Raw genomic sequence first — 17,596 nt, forward strand, 5'->3', positions numbered from 1 at the left:
TTCACATTAATTTGAAGTGACCCCTAAAAATTAGACACGGTTATTTCATTAGGCAGCTTGAGTAAAATGAGTTCGGTATTGTACCGGACTCATTTTTAATTTTGCGCTTTGAGAGTAATCGAGTTAGACAACTGTACATGTTACTGATTGTCGAAGCTTCTGACAGCGTTATTTTATTTTCTAAGTTTCTATTTCCTTTTATTCTTACTCTCTTTAAATTTTGCTTTTTCAATCCGTGAAGCTGGTGCAAAAAGCAAACGTTGTGGATATATGAAAATGAATAATAAAATAAATAGGATTTCAAATATTTTAGTGTGACATTTTACAAAAAAAGTAATACCGTCAAATAAGTGCGGTATAAATGGCGTGTTTTGGCAGTATTTCTGGCAATTAATTAAATACCGCCAAAAATGATGGTTGCTCCGCCACTTTTTTTGGCGTGAAAGTACCATTGTTTCGGAAATATTGGTAATGGTAGGATATATATAACTCGAGTTAAATACTTACTTGCTATAGCAAATAGTATGAATAAAATGGAGGCGACTATCTTGCAACTAGTAAATAAAGTAAATATTAAGTTAACAATTGTAGTAACAATGATAATAAGTTTATTTATTCTTCCGTTTAGCTCAATAGCATTGGCTAATGAAGATTTTGAACGAAAGGGGAAAATTATTGCAGAATCTGTTTATTACAATACAATAACAAAAAAATATGAATTTGATAGTGAATCAGCCTTAAGTAATGGCTTGACAAAAACGAAGTAAGTAATGCAAAAGTCTTCTTTGAAAGTTTATCAGTGACTGAAGTTGAGAATATGAATAATGAAATTGGTTTTGATGAAAGTCTAGAAAATCAAAATATTGAGGCCGCACCATATTTCTTGCCAGTAATTCCTGGAATATTGATCCCTATCGCAAAATATTTATTAGGAACGGCAGGTGCAGTTATTATTTACCATGTGATTACTTATGGTATTATTAAAGCATGCAAAAATTTAAAAGGTGAATACTGGTTCTTTACAGATTTTTGTGAAACAAATGGATGGCTTTAATAAAAAATAAAAAAACTATGGGGGGTGTGCACCTCATGAAATTATTAGATAGTAATTTTTTTATTTTTATTTTGGCTTTTGTTATTGCTATAGCGTTTGTCAACCCGCCAGTAATAAGTGATTTTAAAAGCATAATTTATGTTTCAACTTATTTTATTATTTTAGTTTCAGTGGGATTTGTGTCAATAAAGTTTTTATTTAGAATGTATGATTTAGTCGTTTTGAAATTTAGTAAAAACTGAATAATCTACTTATCTATAAAAAAGTCAACTCATTTTATTAAGAGTTGACTTTTTATTATGCCAAAGCGATAGGAAGATAAAGTAAAAGTATATTGTTAGTTTAAACTCTGAGCATTGTTATTTCCTTTCATAATATCTTCTTTCTTTATGTTTGCAATAAATACACCTACTAAAGTAATCAAACCACCTGTGATGGCAGAAAAATGTGGTACCTCTCTAAGCCAGATCCATGCGATAAGAAATGCAAAAACAGAAGTTAAATAAAGTGTACTCGTTGCTTCAGCTGCCCCTGTTCGTGATGTAACATAGGCTAGCATAAAATAGGGGATGATTGTTGGGAAAATGCCAAGATACAAAGTGACGAACGTTGCATTTAACGGTGCATTCATAATGGCTTCACCTAGACCTGGCGAGAATAGCAACATAAAAATAGTACCTGACCAAATTGCGTACATCGTGAAGGAAAGAGCTCCGTATTTTTCTAGATAACGACGTTGAAAAACAAAGTATATACTTTCTGAAAGGGATGCTACTAATACGATGATAATCCCAGGATTAAAAACAAAACTTTTAGTTGAACCTCCTACAGAAATGAATGCTACACCACAAAAACCAACAAGTGAACCAAGCCATCCCCATAATCCAAGTTTCTCACGATAAAAGAATACAGCCAACAAGGCAGTGAATATAGGGGTTGTTGAAACAAGTAAACTTGCAACGCCAGCACTAATCGTTTGCTCCCCATAATTTAGTGCTACTTGATACACAGTGAATCCTAAAAAGCCAAGCAATAAAATAATAGGGATATCTTTTAGCGCAGGTAAAGGCGTTTTAGTGATAACTGCTATGATGATTAATACGAATGAGCCGACTAATAATCGTAAAAGTGATATATGTTCAGGTGAATATGCCGTCAATGCCACACGTATTCCTGGAAAAGCGGATGCCCATAAAAGGATAGTTATGAAATGAGCAGAAAAAATCTTTAAATCTAATGTTTTTAACATGAATACACCTCGTTTTACTTTCTCAATCCAACCAATCAAATTCTTGTTTTCAATATTAATAGGATTTTGGTAAAATTTCTCCAACAGGTTAAAATGAAAAAAACCAACCAGTTCATTAAAGGGAGTACATATGAAAAAGCCAAAATACCAATTAATTATTGATTTTATAAAAGAGAAAATTGCGAAAGGGGAGTGGACGATCGGCAGTCCCATACCAAGTCAACGTAATCTTGCCAACCAGTTTGAGGTTAATCGAAGTACAGTTATAACAGCTCTAGAGGAACTAATGGCAGAAGGACTCATTGAAGGTAAAGCAGGGAAGGAAACATTAGTCACCAATAATACTTGGACTTTGATGGGGGCAAAATCATCGACGAACTGGAATGAAAATGTCACTTTAGGAACACATAAACCAAGCGTTTCTATGGTGCAGGAGATTAACGAAGCGGAATCAAATGCGAATCTTATTCAATTGAGTAAAGGGGAGTTATCACCAGAGATGTTCCCTTTAGAAGAGATGAAATCCGTTGTTCAAAAGGTTTCGAATCAACTGACCACTTTTGGCTATGAAGAGCCAAAAGGAAATATAAAATTACGCCAAGCCATTAGTGATTATATAAAGGTAAGGGGAATCGAAGCATCTCCGTCATCCATTCTTGTCGTGTCTGGTGCGCTCCAAGCTTTACATCTTATTTCAATTGGACTCCTGAAAAGAGGCTCAACGGTATTGTTAGAAATACCGTCCTACCTTTACTCATTGACAGTTTTTGAGTCTGCGGGGATGGAGTTGCAAGGATTAGCGATGGACAATGAGGGGATTATCATAGATTCAATTTATCCGATAAATGAAAAAGGAAAGAATATTTTATATACGATTCCAACCTTCCACAATCCAACAGGCGCCTTAATGCAAGAAGAGAGACGACAGAAATTAATGGCATACTGTGAAAGAGAGCAACTGCCAGTTATAGAAGATGATGTGTACCGTGATTTATGGATTGACAATCCACCACCTAAACCACTGAAAGCAATGGACCATTTCGGAAATGTATTATATGTTGGGAGTTTATCCAAAACCCTTAGTCCAGGATTACGAATTGGCTGGATAGTTGGTTCGGAGTCAGTCATTAATCGATTAGCAGATTTAAAAATGCAATCCGATTATGGATCAAGTACTCTTTCCCAGCTCGTGGCAGCAGAGTGGCTATCAAGTAATCTATATGATGATCACCTTGATAAAGTAAGAGAACAACTTAGCATTCGTAGAGAAGTTGCTTTAGATGCACTGAATAAATATTTGAGTCCTTACGCTACATGGGACATCCCAAAAGGTGGATTGTTCATATGGGTTAAAATAAAGCCTGAATTTAAAGTGAAAAGACTATTTGAGAAAGCATTATCCAACAATATTCTTCTGAATCCTGGTAGTATTTATGCCGAAAAATCAGGATTATTTATAAGAATCTCCTACGGGTATGCTTCACTCGAAGAAATTAAAGAAGGCATATTCCAATTAAGTGAAATAATTAAAAATCAATAGATTGTAATGGAGGGGTTAAATGAAATTACTAAACAAATTGCCGAAAAGTAACCCAAATTTACATGTGGAATTAATTAAAAATGGCTGGATTCCGATGAAAGAACCTAAGAATTTAATAAGTGCTATATTGTTATCGATCCCTTTAATGATGATCGCTTCAATGATTTCTATTGGGATAATAAATATTTTCTCCAGTATTTTTTTGAGTGATTTTGGATTTTCATATGGTGCAATAACTATAACCATTAACTTTAGTATTATTTTGTGGCTAGTCTTACTAATGATCATTCATGAATTACTACATTTGATATTCATTCCTAATTTTATGAAATCAGAAAAAACTTCTGTAGGGATTACTCTGTTCGGTGCATTTGTAATTACGGAGGAAGAGATTTCAAAATCAAGATATATATTCATTACGGTTGCTCCTTTTATAATACTTTCAATAATTTTGCCACTAATTTTAAGTGTATTTGGACTATTAACGACGACATTAAAGTTCTTGGTCATACTAAACGCAATGGGATCGTCAGTTGATTTACTAAATCTTCTTCTTATAATGAAACAGGTACCGAAACATGCAACTTTAACATGTAATGGACCAAACACTTATTGGAAAAAAACGCAGACTGAACAAATAGGGTAAAGAATAATACCGTTATAGAAACATATGAAAGAGGAAGAGGAAATGAAATCGACCCGAATGTTTAGTATTTTAAATTTATTAGTTCATCATCAGAAACTCACAGCACAAGAACTGGCAGAAAAACTTGAAGTGTCGAAACGAACTATTTTTCGGGATATTGAGGCACTAAATTTAGCGGGAATTCCTATAGTAAGTTATCCTGGACAAGGCGGAGGTTTGGGAATTTTAGCCAACTACAAACTTGATAAAAAGTTTTTCTCTATTGATGAATTACAAACTATACTAATTGGCGATTTCAATAAAAATGGTTTTTACGAAAAATAATTTATAGTATTTTTGCTTAGAGGGCTTTTATGGAATTGACTCATCATTTTTTTAAAAAATTCTGTCCTTTTGACATACTGCTGACACACTTCGTCGATATAGTGTAGATATAGCTTAGTTAAATCTAAGCTTAGGGGTAGATACCTCGTTACACTAATTCAAGGAGTGAATAAGAATGAAAATAAGAAGTAAGTTTTCGATTTATGCTATGACAGGAGCCTTAACATTAGGGATATTTGGCGGTACAACGATTCCTACTCTCGCAGCTACAAATCAAAAGGAAACAGAAAATGTAGATAAACACAAAAATTTGGATGCTGAAACACAACAAAAAGTTGATGAAATTTTAAACAACCTAAGGACTGAACTAGCTAACTTAGGGGTGTCATTATCTTCAAAACATAAAGGAAAAGGCGAACAATTCGCGAATTTAGATGATAAAACAAAAACAAAAGTACAAGAAATTATGAAACAAGTTAAAGAGGGTGCCTTAACTCAGGAGGAAGCGAATACAAAACTGAAAGATCTTGGAGTAACCCTGCCAACTCATATTGGAAAAGGCGAACAATTCGCGAACTTAGATGATGAAACCAAAACAAAGGTACAAGAAATTATGAAACAAGTTAAAGAGGGTTCTTTAACTCAGGAGGAAGCGGACAAACAATTGAAAAACCTTGGAGTAACCCTTCCAACCCATATTGGAAAAGACGAACAATTCGCGAATTTAGATGATGAAACAAAAACAAAGGTACAAGAAATTATGAAACAAGTTACAGAGGGCGCCTTAACTCAAGAGGAAGCGAATAAACAACTAAAAGATCTAGGAGTAACCCTTCCAACTCATAAAGGAAAAGGCGAACAATTCGCGAAATTAGATGACGAAACAAAAACAAAAGTACAAGAAATTATGAAACAAGTTAAAGAGGGTGCCTTAACTCAGGAGGAAGCGGATAAACAACTGAAAGACTTAGGAGTACCCCTTCCAACCCGTAATGGAAAAGACGGAAGATTCGAGAATTTAGATGATGAAACAAAAAAAGAGGCTACAAAATTAATTAAGAAAGCAAAATTACAAATGGAAGAACTAGGAGTTGATTTCCCTACAGAAAAGTTTAATCAATTAATTGATTAGCCAATATATAAGGGAGAATAAAATACTTCGGTAAACAATTTTTACGCGCAAGAAAAAGGTCCTGAAACCCTGTTTTACCAGGATTTCAGGACCTCTTTTTATTCCTATCTAGGCTAGACTTTTCATATATTTCGTAACATTCCCTAAGCAACAACTACCTTGAGGATTGTTTACTTCACAGCCACAACGGTTTTCTTTTATATTTGCACGAATATGTTCTAATGGTTTAGGAGTCAGTTCATTTTCAACATAGTGTTTAATTTTGTCTTTAGTCCAATCAAAACAATAACAAACCGGTGTACTTAATGTGTCATCCTTTTGATGTACAGTTACCTTTATATCAGATAATGAGTACTCCTTATTATTCGTATCAAAATAAACAACATGACAATCTTTAGTAGAACAAAAATAGTGATTTTCCATAGCATTTATTGATTCTAATACAGATGGTTTAACCATTGACTTTATTGTTATTAGTTGTATGTTTTTAGCTTTATTGTTGCAAGACGGACAAATAATAGCGTTTGCATTGCTATTCTTTTTAGGGCTACTACAACAATTTCCCATCTTTAATTCACCTCGTACATTTATTTTCTAACGTCAAAGTTTCAGTAGTAGAACATTGGTTTGGACTCATAGTACATCTTCTATAAAGTATAAACTATGTACTAAGGCAAAAGGGGAAAGGAATTGCTACATTATCAACATGACAGTGAACTTTCATAAATGATAAGGGCCAAAAGCCTTTTTGAAAATTATAAAACATTATATTAAAATGAAATTAATTCCAAAAAAACGAGAACTTCTTTAGGTGCTTATAAAAACTACATCCCAATTGTTAGTTCGGGATGCAGTTCAAATTGTCGTTTTGGTCTAATAAAAGAAAATACTAAAAGGTGATAAATTTTATGTTAGGGTTTGAATGGTTCCCTAAAAGATGGGGGAAAAGAAAAGTATCGGAACGTTTTCTTCAAGCAAAATTTACTGAAGAAGGTAAAGGGATTACGATTACTACATATGCTGTAGATTTATATGTACTATCTATTCCTTTAGAAGTGAAAAAATATAATTCACTGTAAGTTACGAGTGTCAACAAATTTTGTTGACATTTTTTTGTAGCTACTTTCTGCCGAGGCATAATTGATATATGTTGTTTTTGTCTTAAAATGTGAAAATAAATAACAGCCAATAATAACAATCACTCCTCCAATCCCTTGAGTCCAGGAGATGCTTTCTCCTAAAAATAAAAACGCTAAAAGTGCCGTGAAAATCGGATTAAAATTAAGGAAAACACCGGATGTTGTTGCCCCTAATTTTTGAATACCAATGCTCCAAAGTACCATACAAACAACAGTGGAGATAAGCCCAGTATATAAAAGCGATAGAATAAATGAATGATTAACATTGGAAATGGTAAAATCCTTAAGGTTAAACGGCAATAGTACAAGAAGTCCGAATATTCCTGAATATAAAGTAGACATTAGAGGCGAAGTAGTTTTTAATGCCCATTTACTACAAACGGAATAAATTCCCCATACACATACAGCTGCAATCATCCATAAATCACCCAAATTAAGATGAAAAGACAATAAGAAAGTGATATTCCCCTTTGATAGTACGAGAAGAACACCAAACAACGAAAATAGCATTGTAAGTGCTTGAAGTTTATTCATTTTTTCTTTTAGAAAAACAAATGAAAAAAACGCAATCGAAATTGTATTTAATGTTGAAATGAGACCAACATTCGTCGATGTAGTTCTTTCCAATGCTAAAAATTGAAAGATATTGAACAATACTACACCTGTAATGCCCATTAAAAATAAAGGAAGAAGGGCAGATCCAGTGGGAAGCAGTTTTTTTTCTTTCCACCATACCATTGGAAAAAGGGCCGCAATGGCAATGAGCCACCTTAAGCTCGTCAATGTTAATGGCGAGGCATGATCCACAAGAGATTTGGCCACTACAAAATTGCCCCCCCAAAGTAAACTAGTTAAAAGCATTAATAAAACATAAACATTCATTATCAAATCACTATCTCTCCTTTGATTGTCTTACGTACAACAAGTTACATTTAATAAAAGAATCATAACACTTTTGCTATTTTGGCAGTATAATATTTTGTATAGTTAATGAAAATCAAAACAATGGAAAGAAAAATAAAGTTTTGCAGAATAAAATTAATAATAGCTGTCGAATGTGGCTAAAATTTCGAATAAAAAAAGGGGAGAAAATTATATGAAAGATGTGGAAAGAAAATTATTAGATAGTGTGGATACTCATATACTAGATATTTTACAGAGAGAGGTTCAAATAAGTAATGCAGAAATAGCGAGACGTGTAAATTTGTCTCCGCCTGCAACCCACACAAGGATAAAACGTTTAGAAAGTGAAGGATTTATTGACAAACAAGTTGCGATTTTAAATCCTGAGAAACTGGGATTCGATTTACTGTGCTATGTTTTCATGAGTACCAATATTCATCAAGCGAAAGAATTAGAAGCTTTGGAAAATACCTTGAAAACAATGACCGAAATATTAGAATGCCACTGTTTAACAGGAGAGTATGATTATCTTTTAAAGGTTATTATTAGAGATCGAAAAGAATTAGATAGCTTTATAAGAAAATTGAATAGGATGGGCATATCCCGTATTCAAACTAACTTATCTTTAAGAGAAATTAAATATTCTACAATCTTACCGATATCAGAAGATAAACAGTAGAAGTCCTTCAGAGCAATATCGATTTTTATCTTCGTCACAAAAATGGTTTAGGTCAAAAACTAATTTTAGGAGGTAGTATGAAAACATTCGTATATATGGTACGTCATGGAGATTCACCAAAAGACGGAAATGAGAGAACGAGAGAATTGACTGAAAAAGGTAGATTAGACGCTCAACGAATAACAGATATTCTACAAAAAGAAGGGATTGATACTGTTATCTCTAGTCCGTATAGTCGCGCAGTCCTAACAGTTCAGGAAGTAGCTAATCAAATAGAAAAAGAGGTAATTATATTTGAAGATCTAAAAGAGCAAATATTTATTGCAGGAGATAAGCGAATCACTGACAAGGAATTATTCCCTTTATTACAAAAGTCATTTTCTGACCCTACCTATGCTCTAGAGAGAGGAGAGTCAAATGCTGACTGCCAGAAACGTGCTATAAAAGTCTTAAAAGAGATAATAAACACATATCAAGGACAGAAAGTTGTAATTGGCACACATGGGGCTGTGATGACGTTAATGATGGGGTTTTATGATAGTAGATACGATTTGGATTTTTTATTACATACAACAAAGCCCGACATATATCGAATGGAATTCAATGGGCAAGAATTGGTCGATGTAAAAAGAATATGGGGGATTTAGGAAGAGTGGTTTTTGAAGATGTTATTCATCTTTTAACGTTTGGAAATCTAAGGGTCTAGTAGACATTTATAGCTTTGGTATAAGAGATAATGTACATTACACTAAAAGAGTAGAAAGATTAAATAGCTGAAAACTAAACAATGGAATAGTAGAGGTGTAAATGATATGGAGGACAAACTAAATAAGAAGTATGAAATTATAAATAATATTCATAAACAAATTAATAAAAATAGATATATTTTAGGCGTTGCTGCAGGTTCTGGAATGACAGCTAAATACGCAGAACAAGGTGGCGCTGATTTTATTTTAGCTCTAAATTCAGGACGATACAGATTAATGGGGGTTAGTTCATTAGTTGGTTTCTTACCGTATGCGAATAGTAATGAAGTTGTTATGGATTTTGCATGTAAAGAGATCATTCCTATGATGAAAAAAATTCCTGTTTGTTTTGGTTTATGTGCAACAGATCCAACAATTGAATTAGATAGCTATATCGATTTAATTCAGAACAAGGGATTTGCAGGCATTAATAATTATCCAAGTATTGGTCTAGTAGATGGGCTTTTTAGAGAAGCATTAGAGGAACAAGGGATTACATATGAAAAAGAGATAGAAGCTATTCGTATCGCTAGTGAAAAAGGGTTGTTTACTGTGGCTTTTGTATTTAACGAGGAGCAAGCGATACGCATGGTAGAAGCGGGCGCAGATATTATTTGTGTTCACTTAGGTTTAACGAATGGTGGGTCACTAGGCGCTAAAAAGATTTTATCTTTACAGGCTGCCAAAAGGATGGCGGTAACTATTTTTAATAGATGTAATGAACTGAATCCAAAGATTATTAACATGATTTATGGAGGTCCGGTTAATAAACCAATCGATGTTCAGTATATGTACGATGATACTTCTATTATGGGTTACATCGGAGGTTCTGTTTTTGAAAGGATTCCAAATGAACAAACGCTCATACATATTACGAAATCATTTAAACAAACGGACGATTTTCAATTGGATGAATTAATTAGTAAAATTACTGATGGTCTAGGAAACCAAGATGACTATATTAATTTTACAAAGAAGTTTATCAGCTTACATTATATGGACGAAATTTCATTGAATGAAGTAGCGGAAATATTAAATTTGTCTCGCTCTTATTTAAGCACATTATTTAAAAAAGAGATGGGTATTTCATTTACTGAATATCTTATTAACTTTCGGCTTAATCGCGCAATCGAAATACTAAGATCGGAAAAAATACCGCTGAACAATATTGCCGAAATGGTAGGATATCCCGATTATACTCAATTTAGTAAAATATTTAAAAAATATAAAGGGGTGTCACCTAAAAACTATTTAAAAAATAACAAAGAGACAAGTTTATAGAACAAAAACACATTAACTCTCCCGAAAGAAAACGTTATTATGGAATGGAGTAATAAATGTAATCGCTTTCTTATATGATTATTTTGACGTTTTAAAGATCTAGAAGGGAGAGAGATGATATGAAAACAATTGCTTTGGCTGGAACATTTGATTCAAAAGGAAAAGAATATTTATATGTAAAAGAGTTGATTGAATCGTTAGGTTTCAATACTTTTACGATTCATACAGGTGTTTTTAATCCAGCATTTGAGCCTGACGTATCAAATGCTGAAGTAGCGGCTGCAGCTGAAGAGGATATACATGAAATTGCTGCAAAAAGAGATCGAGCAAATGCAACAGCAGTTCTTGCAAAAGGGATGGAATTGCTTTTGCCAAAACTATATGAAGAAGGTAAATTTGACGGTGTACTTTCCTTTGGAGGTACTGGAGGATCATCTATCGTAACAACTGGTATGAGAGCATTACCAATAGGTGTTCCTAAAGTGATGGTTTCAACAGTTGCTTCTGGTAATACGGAGCCATATGTAGGAACTAGTGACATTATTATGATTCCATCCGTAGTAGATGTTGCTGGATTAAATGTAATTTCGACTAAAATATTTACAAATGCAGTATTTGCGATAGCAGGTATGCTTAACTTTGACAATAAAACGATCGTGAAAAAGAAACCACTTATTGCTGCAACTATGTTTGGTCTGACAACACCTTGTATTAATCAGGCTAAAGATTTCTTAGAAGCTAGGGGATATGAGGTATTAATTTTCCATGCAACAGGTGTTGGTGGTCGTACAATGGAGAATTTAATAGCTAATGGATTTATAGATGGTGTCCTTGACATAACGACTACTGAATGGGCTGATGAGTTAATTGGAGGTGTCTTGAAAGCGGGACCGCATCGTTTAGAGGCAGCTTCCAAAAAACAAATTCCACAAGTTGTATCAGTGGGTGCAATAGATATGGTTAACTTTGGTCCATTTGATTCGGTCCCTGATAAATTTAAAGGACGGAAATTTTATAAGCATAATCCAACAGTTACTTTAATGCGGACATCGGTTGAAGAGAACAAGCAAATAGGTGAAATAATTGCAGAAAAATTAGCTTTAGCTAATGGATATACAGCATTATTTATACCGCTAAAAGGGCTCTCAGGTCTTGATGTTGAAGGGCAACCTTTCTACGGTTTAGAGGAAGATCGAATGCTATTTGATACTTTAAGAGAGAATGTTGATCAAAGTAAAGTGGAAATGATTGAAATCAATACGGACATAAATAGTGAAGAGTTTGCACTAGCTGCAGCGAGAAAATTAATTGAATTAATAGAAAATAAAGAGAGGGAAAACAACCATGTTACAGAAAAAAGAAATATTGAAACGTTTTAAAGAAGAAATCAATAAAGGAAATATTCTTCTAGGTGTTGGTGCTGGTACAGGTATTACAGCTAAAAGTAGTGAAGCTGGTGGAGCGGACATGTTGATTGTCTACAATTCAGGCCGTTATAGAATGGCTGGTCGTGGTTCCCTAGCTGGTTTACTATCATATGGTGATGCTAACCAAATTGTTGTTGAAATGGGTAATGAGGTATTACCCGTTGTGAAGGATACTCCAGTACTAGCGGGTGTTAATGGAACAGATCCTTTTAAAGTGATGGAAGTTTTCTTAAAGCAGCTGAAAGATCAAGGGTTTAGTGGCGTTCAAAACTTTCCTACAGTTGGTTTAATTGATGGTGTTTTCCGTCAAAATCTAGAGGAGACAGGAATGGGCTATGATTTAGAAGTAGATATGATTAGAAAGGCACATGAACTAGATTTATTAACAACACCATATGTCTTCGATGAAGAGCAAGCAAAGAAAATGGCTGAAGCGGGTGCAGATATTTTAGTGGCCCATATGGGATTAACAACAAAAGGAACGATTGGTGCACAAACTGCATTAACTTTAGATGACTGTGTCGATCGAATCCAAAAAATTATTAATGCTGGTAAATCTGTAAATCCTGATATATTAGCAATTTGCCATGGAGGTCCAATTGCAGAACCAGAAGATGCTGCTTATATTATTGAAAAAGTAGATGGAATTGTTGGATTTTTTGGTGCTTCTAGTATTGAAAGATTTGCTGCAGAAAAAGGAATTAAGGAACAAACTGAAGCTTTCAAGGGTTTATAATTGAAGGTATTTTCTTTCCTCGAAAGTCTGAAACTTAATAAACAATTTGAGGATCGTATCAGAAAGAAAATGCAATGTACCAGGTGTAACTTTGAAGTAAAGTTTGATTAAAAAATACTCTAATCTAAATAAGACGAATCCAATTTGAAACAAGATTGTTCAAATTGGATTCGTCTTTAGCAAATTTAGATCTCTTTTTATATGAAATTTTATATTTTTTTGGTATCTTTGTGGCACTTTGGCTACCTTGATTTACGGTTTAACATTTTTATTTCAAATGATAACCATATAGAAAATACTATTTCTAAAAAGATCATAACAACTGACAATATTATTGGATCAAAATTAATTCCTATAACGAAAGCAGTTAAGGAAACAATTATAGCCATTACAAAATATGCATTAGATTTAAATAACCATCCAAAAGGCAATAAATGAGCTCCAAATATTATAGCTAATATCATTATTAATTTTTCAGGAACAGCTTGAAAAATCCATATTGCAATCAAAATATATAAAATTTGATTACAGGAAAATATGATCCCCAAATTATTTAACGGATTATCTTTAGTTGAGAATTCTGCTTTAATTAATTTAGAAATTAAAAAAGCTAATGGTAAAAGTATTGCGGTAAAACAAAATGTTAAAAAATTTCTAGTTGATATATCCTTTATTGGAAGTAACCATATTATAAAAATTGTACTCCAAATAAAAATTGAAGCAAGGATAAAATGTAAACCTCGCTTTCCTCTCAGCGCTATATCATCTCTTGAGGCATTTAATTCCAAAAACTCAGCTCCTATTAATATATTTCTAGTATAATATATCATTTTTAGTAATAGTTTCCTATGGATGATTAGTATTTTAAGTAATATCAGCATTTATACGTTTAGCAATATCTATTTCCACTATTTTGATTGAAGAATACAGTATTACGTTTTATTGTATTCTTTGTAGAGCTGTTACTAGTGAGGGGTTTCGGAGAGCTTTTAGAGGGGGAAGTGAAGAATAAGCGGTAGTGCGGAAGTTTTAGGTATGGGCTAATACCCCATACATGTAGATAAGTTGATTGATAAAGATGTTTGTGATGATTTCTGTGCTTCAAAGTTGAAGCTACATTTTTATCTAAAGGAAAAACGGTCGATGATTTAGTGGTAGCATTTGGCATTTGATGATAATACATAAAGTCGTATTCATGGGAAGTGGGCGGCTTACAAGTATTAAATCCAGTTGCTGCTAAAGGACAACTTAGTTTAAGGGAATGGAAAAATGAATAGTCGAAGGAAAATGTTCAGGAAGGGGAGCTAATGTAAAGAGGAAAGAGCTCAAGTAATTTGCCTAGGTCTCCAATAAAAATGTCTAGAGCAGTTGATAATGAATAAGAGCTGCTTAATTTATAGAAAATGATTACAAATATATGAGAATCGGAATTATAAATAAGGTCATTCGGAAAAAAATGACCCTGGAAAGGAGTGACCTCTTATAGCTTAGTCTGCTTCAATTCGGATAGCTTGAATATCTTGACAGTCAACAATAATTGTTGAACCAGGTTCTGTCGTTGGATCATTGAAGAAAGCACAACAATTATTTGGATCAAAGGTAATAAAAACAACGTCTTCTATAACCTGACCTCCTAATAAAAAGAGATCAACTTCAGTTTGAGTTTGTAAACGTCTTAATTGATCACAAACACAACCTTTACAGCGATGGCTGGATCCTTTTTCATGTTTACCACAGGAATCAGAACTAGTTCTAATATTTATAATATCACCCATTATCAATACCGCCATTTCAATTTTATTAAGGTAACAATAACCTTACTTTATTAATATATGATTTAACAAAGAAATTTGAATGGCAATTTGTCTATTAAGTAATGATTTTGTTTTACAAAAAAAGAAAATGGTTAATAGACCATTTTAAGATTTCCATAATGTATATACGTCAGAAAGAAAATGTTCAGAGAATAAAATTCATGAGCCATCGAAATAGCACAGCATAACATCGTGTAGATGTAGCGCTAATTGATAATGAACGTACTGATAAACCGATTCGTTTTCGAGCGTTAAAAGATATTTATTGGGAGGATTGGGGGATACGTTGTATGTTCGTAAAATGTTGAATACAATGTTTCTGGATACAGCCCTTACTACGATGTAAGTGGTGGATTGAGTCCTGATGAATACGAGATTATTTAGTGATGATTCGATCGAAAAAAATTGTGTAGTAAAGAAAAAAGATTTGGTTATCGATTAGTTCTGTTTTTAAAAAAGTTTGAAGTTAACAAAAAAGCAGTTCCTATAAAAATGTATATTAGTGCTGCAGATTTGTTCGGAATAAATGAATTGTAATTAAGTGGACCGAGTGACGTTCCAAGTCCACTCATACACATAAAGAAGCCTATCCAATAAATGAATTTTCCAATTGTAGTATGTTTTTTCATATATAGATTCCTCCTAAAATGTGAATTATCGTATATCAAAGAATAACATAATTAGGAAATTTTTAGAACGGTGGATAAATTTAATTACTGACACTTTGAGGATTTTGCACAAAATGAGTAGTGATTTTTTAGAAAGAAGGTCTGCAAAAATCAGCATTCTAGATGTGACTCTTGCAGAAATGATTAATGTTCGCATTTTAATGTAATCCATCTTTTAACACAAAGTCTATAACAGATTTTTGTTGAGAAAGTTTGTGATTAGCATCAAAAATTTCTATAAGTGCTTTGGCTAAATTTTCATTTTTTACATTATGTTTTTCTAGTATTTGATTAATAAGAAATTCCATTGGTTCTAACATTGATACCACCTACCTTTCTAATAGTAGGCTAACATTTAGATATAAACATTTTCTGAACCAAATAGAAAAAGCCGCAGCGGCGTCACACGCTACAGCTAAGAATTGGTTTATGCCCTTTGATGGCTTTATTAGCAATGAATGAATATTGGACGTATTAAGCATAATATTGTAAATCAGATGATCGCGTGATGTGGGGGCTTTGTGCTCCTATGAAAGAAAATGTACAGTAAAAGAAAAGAACTGATATTAATAAATGAACAGTCCCTTCACATTTGAAAGGACTGTTCATTAGGGGGGCAGTGTTCTATTTTACAAGTTTAATGGGGAGCTCTCGTTTGAAGCAGCTTTAACCCCATAAATATAAATATCGTTCCTGTTATCTTATTCAGGACTAATCCTACCTTTTGGTTTCCTCTTAGTTTTTTAGTAACGTACGAAGAGAAATAAGCAACAAATAAACACCACAGTAAGCCAGTTACTGTAAAAGTAAGTCCTAAAATTAAAAAAGGAATAGGACCTGATGCCCTAACATCTATAAACTGCGGGAGAAACGCAATGAAAAATAAAGAAACTTTTGGATTCGTAAGACTTGTTAAAAGTCCCTGTATATAAATTTTTCTTAAGTTTAATTTTTTTGATGACGCTTCGAAACCTATATTTGACTTATCAAGTATCATTTTAATCCCGAGATAAACGAGATAAATAACCCCAATAATTTTAATAGTATTAAATAATACAATAGATTTTGTAAGTATGATCGATAAGCCAAAAGAAACTAATAACGTATGAACTAAGGAGCCAGTTATAATACCAAACACAGAATAAGTACCAGCTCTTCTACCTTGTGAAATACTTCTACCAACAATATACATGGTGTCCGCACCAGGGATTAGATTTAATAATATCCCTGTTAATAAAAACATTTCATAATTAATAATACCGTACATTTTAGCACCTCTATCTCTTTTTTTGGGGTGCCCTTATCGATATTAAAGTAATTGAAGGAAAAATAAAAGCTTTTTTAAAATAAGTGGTAAGTGTTTTGGTGCAAAATTTTGGGAAATGGAAATGTCGAGGATTAATCTATAAAAAGAGCGATTTAATAATCGCTCTAAATTCTAGTATATTTACGTTTTTAATTTGTTCTACTAACTTTTTTAAAATTTAAATTTATTGAATATGCCACTGCCGAAAGAATTGAAAAAGCTTTTAGTAAAGCAGGGATAGATACAGCATTCATCGGCACAACTTCTCATTTTTGTCTTTTAGTAGCGAAAGCAAAGCGTCAGCTACCACCTTTATAGGTAATGAGATGAATGGGAGTATGGAGTATAAGTTGCTTTTCAGCGGGTGTCCAAACACCCGCCGAAAAACCGCGTTGTTTATCTACACTACAAATCAGTTTAATGGTTTGCAATTAAAACATTATTTCATACACCATATACATATTGAGAAAAAAAGTAAACAAGTGAACCACCAGATTTTTTTGAATATAATATTTGAAACTAAAAAATAAGGGTGATGGGTAGTGAGCGAAATAGATAAACGCAACAGATTAAGCGAAGAACCATTTGCTTATCAAATAACGAAAAAAGGAACGGTAGTAATAGATAATGAAGGTAAACAGATTAAAATTGTAAAGGATAGGGAGGCAGAGCGTCTTATCGCAAGAATCAAAGAAGTTGAAGACAATCAAACAGCAGTACAGTTATTGTTAGCTAAAATTACAGGGAATTTTAAACGTGGAAACGAGAAACTTGGAAAAAATAAAAGAAAGTAATCTAAGACTTTACTTCGAAGTTTTAAAACGTGATGTCGCTCTACTATTTAGACGTAATTGAATTATAGAAAAATGGATTGACCCTATACAAAATGACCAGGACTCTCTTCATAATAGAGATACTGGTCATTTTTTTTATTTACCTTGTAATGTTTTGT

At 33.1% G+C, this 17,596-nt stretch carries 22 protein-coding genes; 14 read left to right on the plus strand and 8 right to left on the minus strand.

Annotated features, from left to right (window positions below; translation table 11 throughout):
- Positions 1-533 precede the first annotated feature (533 nt).
- The 3 genes from ACQKMI_RS14490 to ACQKMI_RS14500 are packed head-to-tail and all read left to right on the plus strand — an operon-like array spanning position 534 to position 1,296.
- The gene (locus tag ACQKMI_RS14490; RefSeq protein ID WP_427490003.1) at positions 534-767 is read left to right on the plus strand and encodes a hypothetical protein; all 234 of its coding nucleotides are present in this window, start codon (positions 534-536) and stop codon (positions 765-767) included.
- 32 nt (positions 768-799) lie between these two features.
- Entirely contained in the window at positions 800-1,054 is a 255-nt protein-coding gene (locus tag ACQKMI_RS14495; RefSeq protein WP_427490005.1) for a hypothetical protein, read from the plus strand.
- A gap of 35 nt (positions 1,055-1,089) precedes the next feature.
- Positions 1,090-1,296, plus strand: coding sequence for a hypothetical protein (locus ACQKMI_RS14500; RefSeq protein WP_427490006.1), 207 nt, complete (start codon positions 1,090-1,092; stop codon positions 1,294-1,296).
- Positions 1,297-1,391: 95 nt separating this feature from the next.
- Here the strand turns inward: ACQKMI_RS14500 and ACQKMI_RS14505 are convergent, their stop codons facing one another.
- Complete coding sequence (locus ACQKMI_RS14505) at positions 1,392-2,303, minus strand: DMT family transporter (RefSeq protein WP_427490129.1); 912 nt, start codon at positions 2,301-2,303, stop codon at positions 1,392-1,394.
- A 130-nt stretch (positions 2,304-2,433) separates the two neighbouring features.
- Between ACQKMI_RS14505 and ACQKMI_RS14510 the strand changes: the two genes are divergently transcribed.
- The 4 genes from ACQKMI_RS14510 to ACQKMI_RS14525 all read left to right on the plus strand — a co-directional run bounded on the left by ACQKMI_RS14510 (position 2,434) and on the right by ACQKMI_RS14525 (position 5,945).
- Entirely contained in the window at positions 2,434-3,843 is a 1,410-nt protein-coding gene (locus ACQKMI_RS14510; RefSeq protein ID WP_427490008.1) for a PLP-dependent aminotransferase family protein, read from the plus strand.
- Between the two features lie 19 nt (positions 3,844-3,862).
- Positions 3,863-4,489: a DUF3267 domain-containing protein gene (locus ACQKMI_RS14515; protein WP_427490010.1), complete on the plus strand. Its 627-nt coding sequence runs from the start codon at positions 3,863-3,865 to the stop codon at positions 4,487-4,489.
- A 24-nt stretch (positions 4,490-4,513) separates the two neighbouring features.
- Positions 4,514-4,813, plus strand: a complete 300-nt coding sequence (locus tag ACQKMI_RS14520) for a helix-turn-helix transcriptional regulator (RefSeq protein ID WP_427490012.1) — start codon at positions 4,514-4,516, stop codon at positions 4,811-4,813.
- 175 nt (positions 4,814-4,988) lie between these two features.
- Complete coding sequence (locus tag ACQKMI_RS14525; RefSeq protein WP_427490014.1) at positions 4,989-5,945, plus strand: hypothetical protein; 957 nt, start codon at positions 4,989-4,991, stop codon at positions 5,943-5,945.
- 108 nt (positions 5,946-6,053) lie between these two features.
- Here the strand turns inward: ACQKMI_RS14525 and ACQKMI_RS14530 are convergent, their stop codons facing one another.
- Positions 6,054-6,512, minus strand: coding sequence for a putative iron-sulfur cluster-binding metallochaperone (locus ACQKMI_RS14530; protein ID WP_427490016.1), 459 nt, complete (start codon positions 6,510-6,512; stop codon positions 6,054-6,056).
- A gap of 341 nt (positions 6,513-6,853) precedes the next feature.
- On the opposite strand from ACQKMI_RS14530, the gene ACQKMI_RS14535 reads away from it, so the two are divergent.
- The gene (locus ACQKMI_RS14535) at positions 6,854-7,024 is read left to right on the plus strand and encodes a hypothetical protein (protein ID WP_427415489.1); all 171 of its coding nucleotides are present in this window, start codon (positions 6,854-6,856) and stop codon (positions 7,022-7,024) included.
- Here ACQKMI_RS14535 and ACQKMI_RS14540 read toward each other — a convergent pair.
- Complete coding sequence (locus ACQKMI_RS14540; protein ID WP_427490131.1) at positions 7,016-7,966, minus strand: DMT family transporter; 951 nt, start codon at positions 7,964-7,966, stop codon at positions 7,016-7,018. The two genes, ACQKMI_RS14535 and ACQKMI_RS14540, sit on opposite strands and share 9 nt — an antisense overlap.
- A gap of 214 nt (positions 7,967-8,180) precedes the next feature.
- Here ACQKMI_RS14540 and ACQKMI_RS14545 point away from each other — a divergent pair, with 214 nt between their 5' ends.
- The 5 genes from ACQKMI_RS14545 (at position 8,181) to ACQKMI_RS14565 (ending at position 12,856) form a co-directional block, all read left to right on the plus strand.
- Entirely contained in the window at positions 8,181-8,666 is a 486-nt protein-coding gene (locus tag ACQKMI_RS14545) for an Lrp/AsnC family transcriptional regulator (protein ID WP_427490018.1), read from the plus strand.
- Positions 8,667-8,743: 77 nt separating this feature from the next.
- Entirely contained in the window at positions 8,744-9,313 is a 570-nt protein-coding gene (locus tag ACQKMI_RS14550) for a histidine phosphatase family protein (protein WP_427490020.1), read from the plus strand.
- A gap of 165 nt (positions 9,314-9,478) precedes the next feature.
- On the plus strand, positions 9,479-10,693 hold the full coding sequence (locus ACQKMI_RS14555) for a phosphoenolpyruvate hydrolase family protein (RefSeq protein ID WP_427490022.1): 1,215 nt from the start codon (positions 9,479-9,481) through the stop codon (positions 10,691-10,693).
- 119 nt (positions 10,694-10,812) lie between these two features.
- Positions 10,813-12,072, plus strand: coding sequence for a Tm-1-like ATP-binding domain-containing protein (locus ACQKMI_RS14560; protein WP_427490024.1), 1,260 nt, complete (start codon positions 10,813-10,815; stop codon positions 12,070-12,072).
- The gene (locus ACQKMI_RS14565) at positions 12,038-12,856 is read left to right on the plus strand and encodes a phosphoenolpyruvate hydrolase family protein (protein ID WP_427490026.1); all 819 of its coding nucleotides are present in this window, start codon (positions 12,038-12,040) and stop codon (positions 12,854-12,856) included. Before ACQKMI_RS14560 ends, ACQKMI_RS14565 begins: the two co-directional genes overlap by 35 nt.
- A 242-nt stretch (positions 12,857-13,098) precedes the next feature.
- On the opposite strand, the gene ACQKMI_RS14570 is transcribed toward ACQKMI_RS14565, so the two are convergent.
- From ACQKMI_RS14570 to ACQKMI_RS14590, 5 genes are all read right to left on the minus strand, one after another.
- Positions 13,099-13,644 (minus strand): DUF7010 family protein, encoded by a 546-nt coding sequence (locus tag ACQKMI_RS14570; protein ID WP_427490028.1) that lies wholly within the window; start codon positions 13,642-13,644, stop codon positions 13,099-13,101.
- 699 nt (positions 13,645-14,343) lie between these two features.
- The gene (locus ACQKMI_RS14575) at positions 14,344-14,631 is read right to left on the minus strand and encodes a hydrolase (RefSeq protein WP_427490030.1); all 288 of its coding nucleotides are present in this window, start codon (positions 14,629-14,631) and stop codon (positions 14,344-14,346) included.
- A 470-nt stretch (positions 14,632-15,101) separates the two neighbouring features.
- On the minus strand, positions 15,102-15,299 hold the full coding sequence (locus tag ACQKMI_RS14580; RefSeq protein ID WP_427490032.1) for a hypothetical protein: 198 nt from the start codon (positions 15,297-15,299) through the stop codon (positions 15,102-15,104).
- A 197-nt stretch (positions 15,300-15,496) separates the two neighbouring features.
- Complete coding sequence (locus ACQKMI_RS14585) at positions 15,497-15,658, minus strand: hypothetical protein (RefSeq protein ID WP_427490034.1); 162 nt, start codon at positions 15,656-15,658, stop codon at positions 15,497-15,499.
- Positions 15,659-15,975: 317 nt separating this feature from the next.
- Positions 15,976-16,605, minus strand: coding sequence for a LysE family translocator (locus ACQKMI_RS14590; RefSeq protein WP_427490036.1), 630 nt, complete (start codon positions 16,603-16,605; stop codon positions 15,976-15,978).
- Between the two features lie 581 nt (positions 16,606-17,186).
- Between ACQKMI_RS14590 and ACQKMI_RS14595 the strand changes: the two genes are divergently transcribed.
- Positions 17,187-17,438, plus strand: a complete 252-nt coding sequence (locus tag ACQKMI_RS14595; protein ID WP_427490038.1) for a hypothetical protein — start codon at positions 17,187-17,189, stop codon at positions 17,436-17,438.
- The last annotated feature ends 158 nt before the right edge of the window (positions 17,439-17,596 follow it).

Origin of the sequence: Lysinibacillus sp. NPDC097214 (genome assembly GCF_050277945.1) — a bacterium.
Classification (GTDB): domain Bacteria; phylum Bacillota; class Bacilli; order Bacillales_A; family Planococcaceae; genus Lysinibacillus; species Lysinibacillus xylanilyticus_B.

Excerpts from the sequence above, each read along its gene's own strand:
- ACQKMI_RS14520 (WP_427490012.1), top strand. The coding sequence starts at position 4,514 with ATGAAAGAGGAAGAGGAAATGAAATCGACCCGAATGTTTAGTATTTTA.
- ACQKMI_RS14545 (WP_427490018.1), top strand. The coding sequence starts at position 8,181 with ATGAAAGATGTGGAAAGAAAATTATTAGATAGTGTGGATACTCATATA.
- ACQKMI_RS14550 (WP_427490020.1), top strand. The coding sequence starts at position 8,744 with ATGAAAACATTCGTATATATGGTACGTCATGGAGATTCACCAAAAGAC.
- ACQKMI_RS14490 (WP_427490003.1), top strand. The coding sequence starts at position 534 with ATGGAGGCGACTATCTTGCAACTAGTAAATAAAGTAAATATTAAGTTA.
- ACQKMI_RS14555 (WP_427490022.1), top strand. The coding sequence starts at position 9,479 with ATGGAGGACAAACTAAATAAGAAGTATGAAATTATAAATAATATTCAT.
- ACQKMI_RS14505 (WP_427490129.1), bottom strand. The coding sequence starts at position 2,303 with ATGTTAAAAACATTAGATTTAAAGATTTTTTCTGCTCATTTCATAACT.
- ACQKMI_RS14590 (WP_427490036.1), bottom strand. The coding sequence starts at position 16,605 with ATGTACGGTATTATTAATTATGAAATGTTTTTATTAACAGGGATATTA.
- ACQKMI_RS14530 (WP_427490016.1), bottom strand. The coding sequence starts at position 6,512 with ATGGGAAATTGTTGTAGTAGCCCTAAAAAGAATAGCAATGCAAACGCT.
- ACQKMI_RS14585 (WP_427490034.1), bottom strand. The coding sequence starts at position 15,658 with ATGTTAGAACCAATGGAATTTCTTATTAATCAAATACTAGAAAAACAT.
- ACQKMI_RS14525 (WP_427490014.1), top strand. The coding sequence starts at position 4,989 with ATGAAAATAAGAAGTAAGTTTTCGATTTATGCTATGACAGGAGCCTTA.
- ACQKMI_RS14510 (WP_427490008.1), top strand. The coding sequence starts at position 2,434 with ATGAAAAAGCCAAAATACCAATTAATTATTGATTTTATAAAAGAGAAA.
- ACQKMI_RS14535 (WP_427415489.1), top strand. The coding sequence starts at position 6,854 with ATGTTAGGGTTTGAATGGTTCCCTAAAAGATGGGGGAAAAGAAAAGTA.
- ACQKMI_RS14565 (WP_427490026.1), top strand. The coding sequence starts at position 12,038 with ATGTTACAGAAAAAAGAAATATTGAAACGTTTTAAAGAAGAAATCAAT.
- ACQKMI_RS14580 (WP_427490032.1), bottom strand. The coding sequence starts at position 15,299 with ATGAAAAAACATACTACAATTGGAAAATTCATTTATTGGATAGGCTTC.
- ACQKMI_RS14500 (WP_427490006.1), top strand. The coding sequence starts at position 1,090 with ATGAAATTATTAGATAGTAATTTTTTTATTTTTATTTTGGCTTTTGTT.
- ACQKMI_RS14540 (WP_427490131.1), bottom strand. The coding sequence starts at position 7,966 with ATGAATGTTTATGTTTTATTAATGCTTTTAACTAGTTTACTTTGGGGG.
- ACQKMI_RS14515 (WP_427490010.1), top strand. The coding sequence starts at position 3,863 with ATGAAATTACTAAACAAATTGCCGAAAAGTAACCCAAATTTACATGTG.
- ACQKMI_RS14560 (WP_427490024.1), top strand. The coding sequence starts at position 10,813 with ATGAAAACAATTGCTTTGGCTGGAACATTTGATTCAAAAGGAAAAGAA.
- ACQKMI_RS14575 (WP_427490030.1), bottom strand. The coding sequence starts at position 14,631 with ATGGGTGATATTATAAATATTAGAACTAGTTCTGATTCCTGTGGTAAA.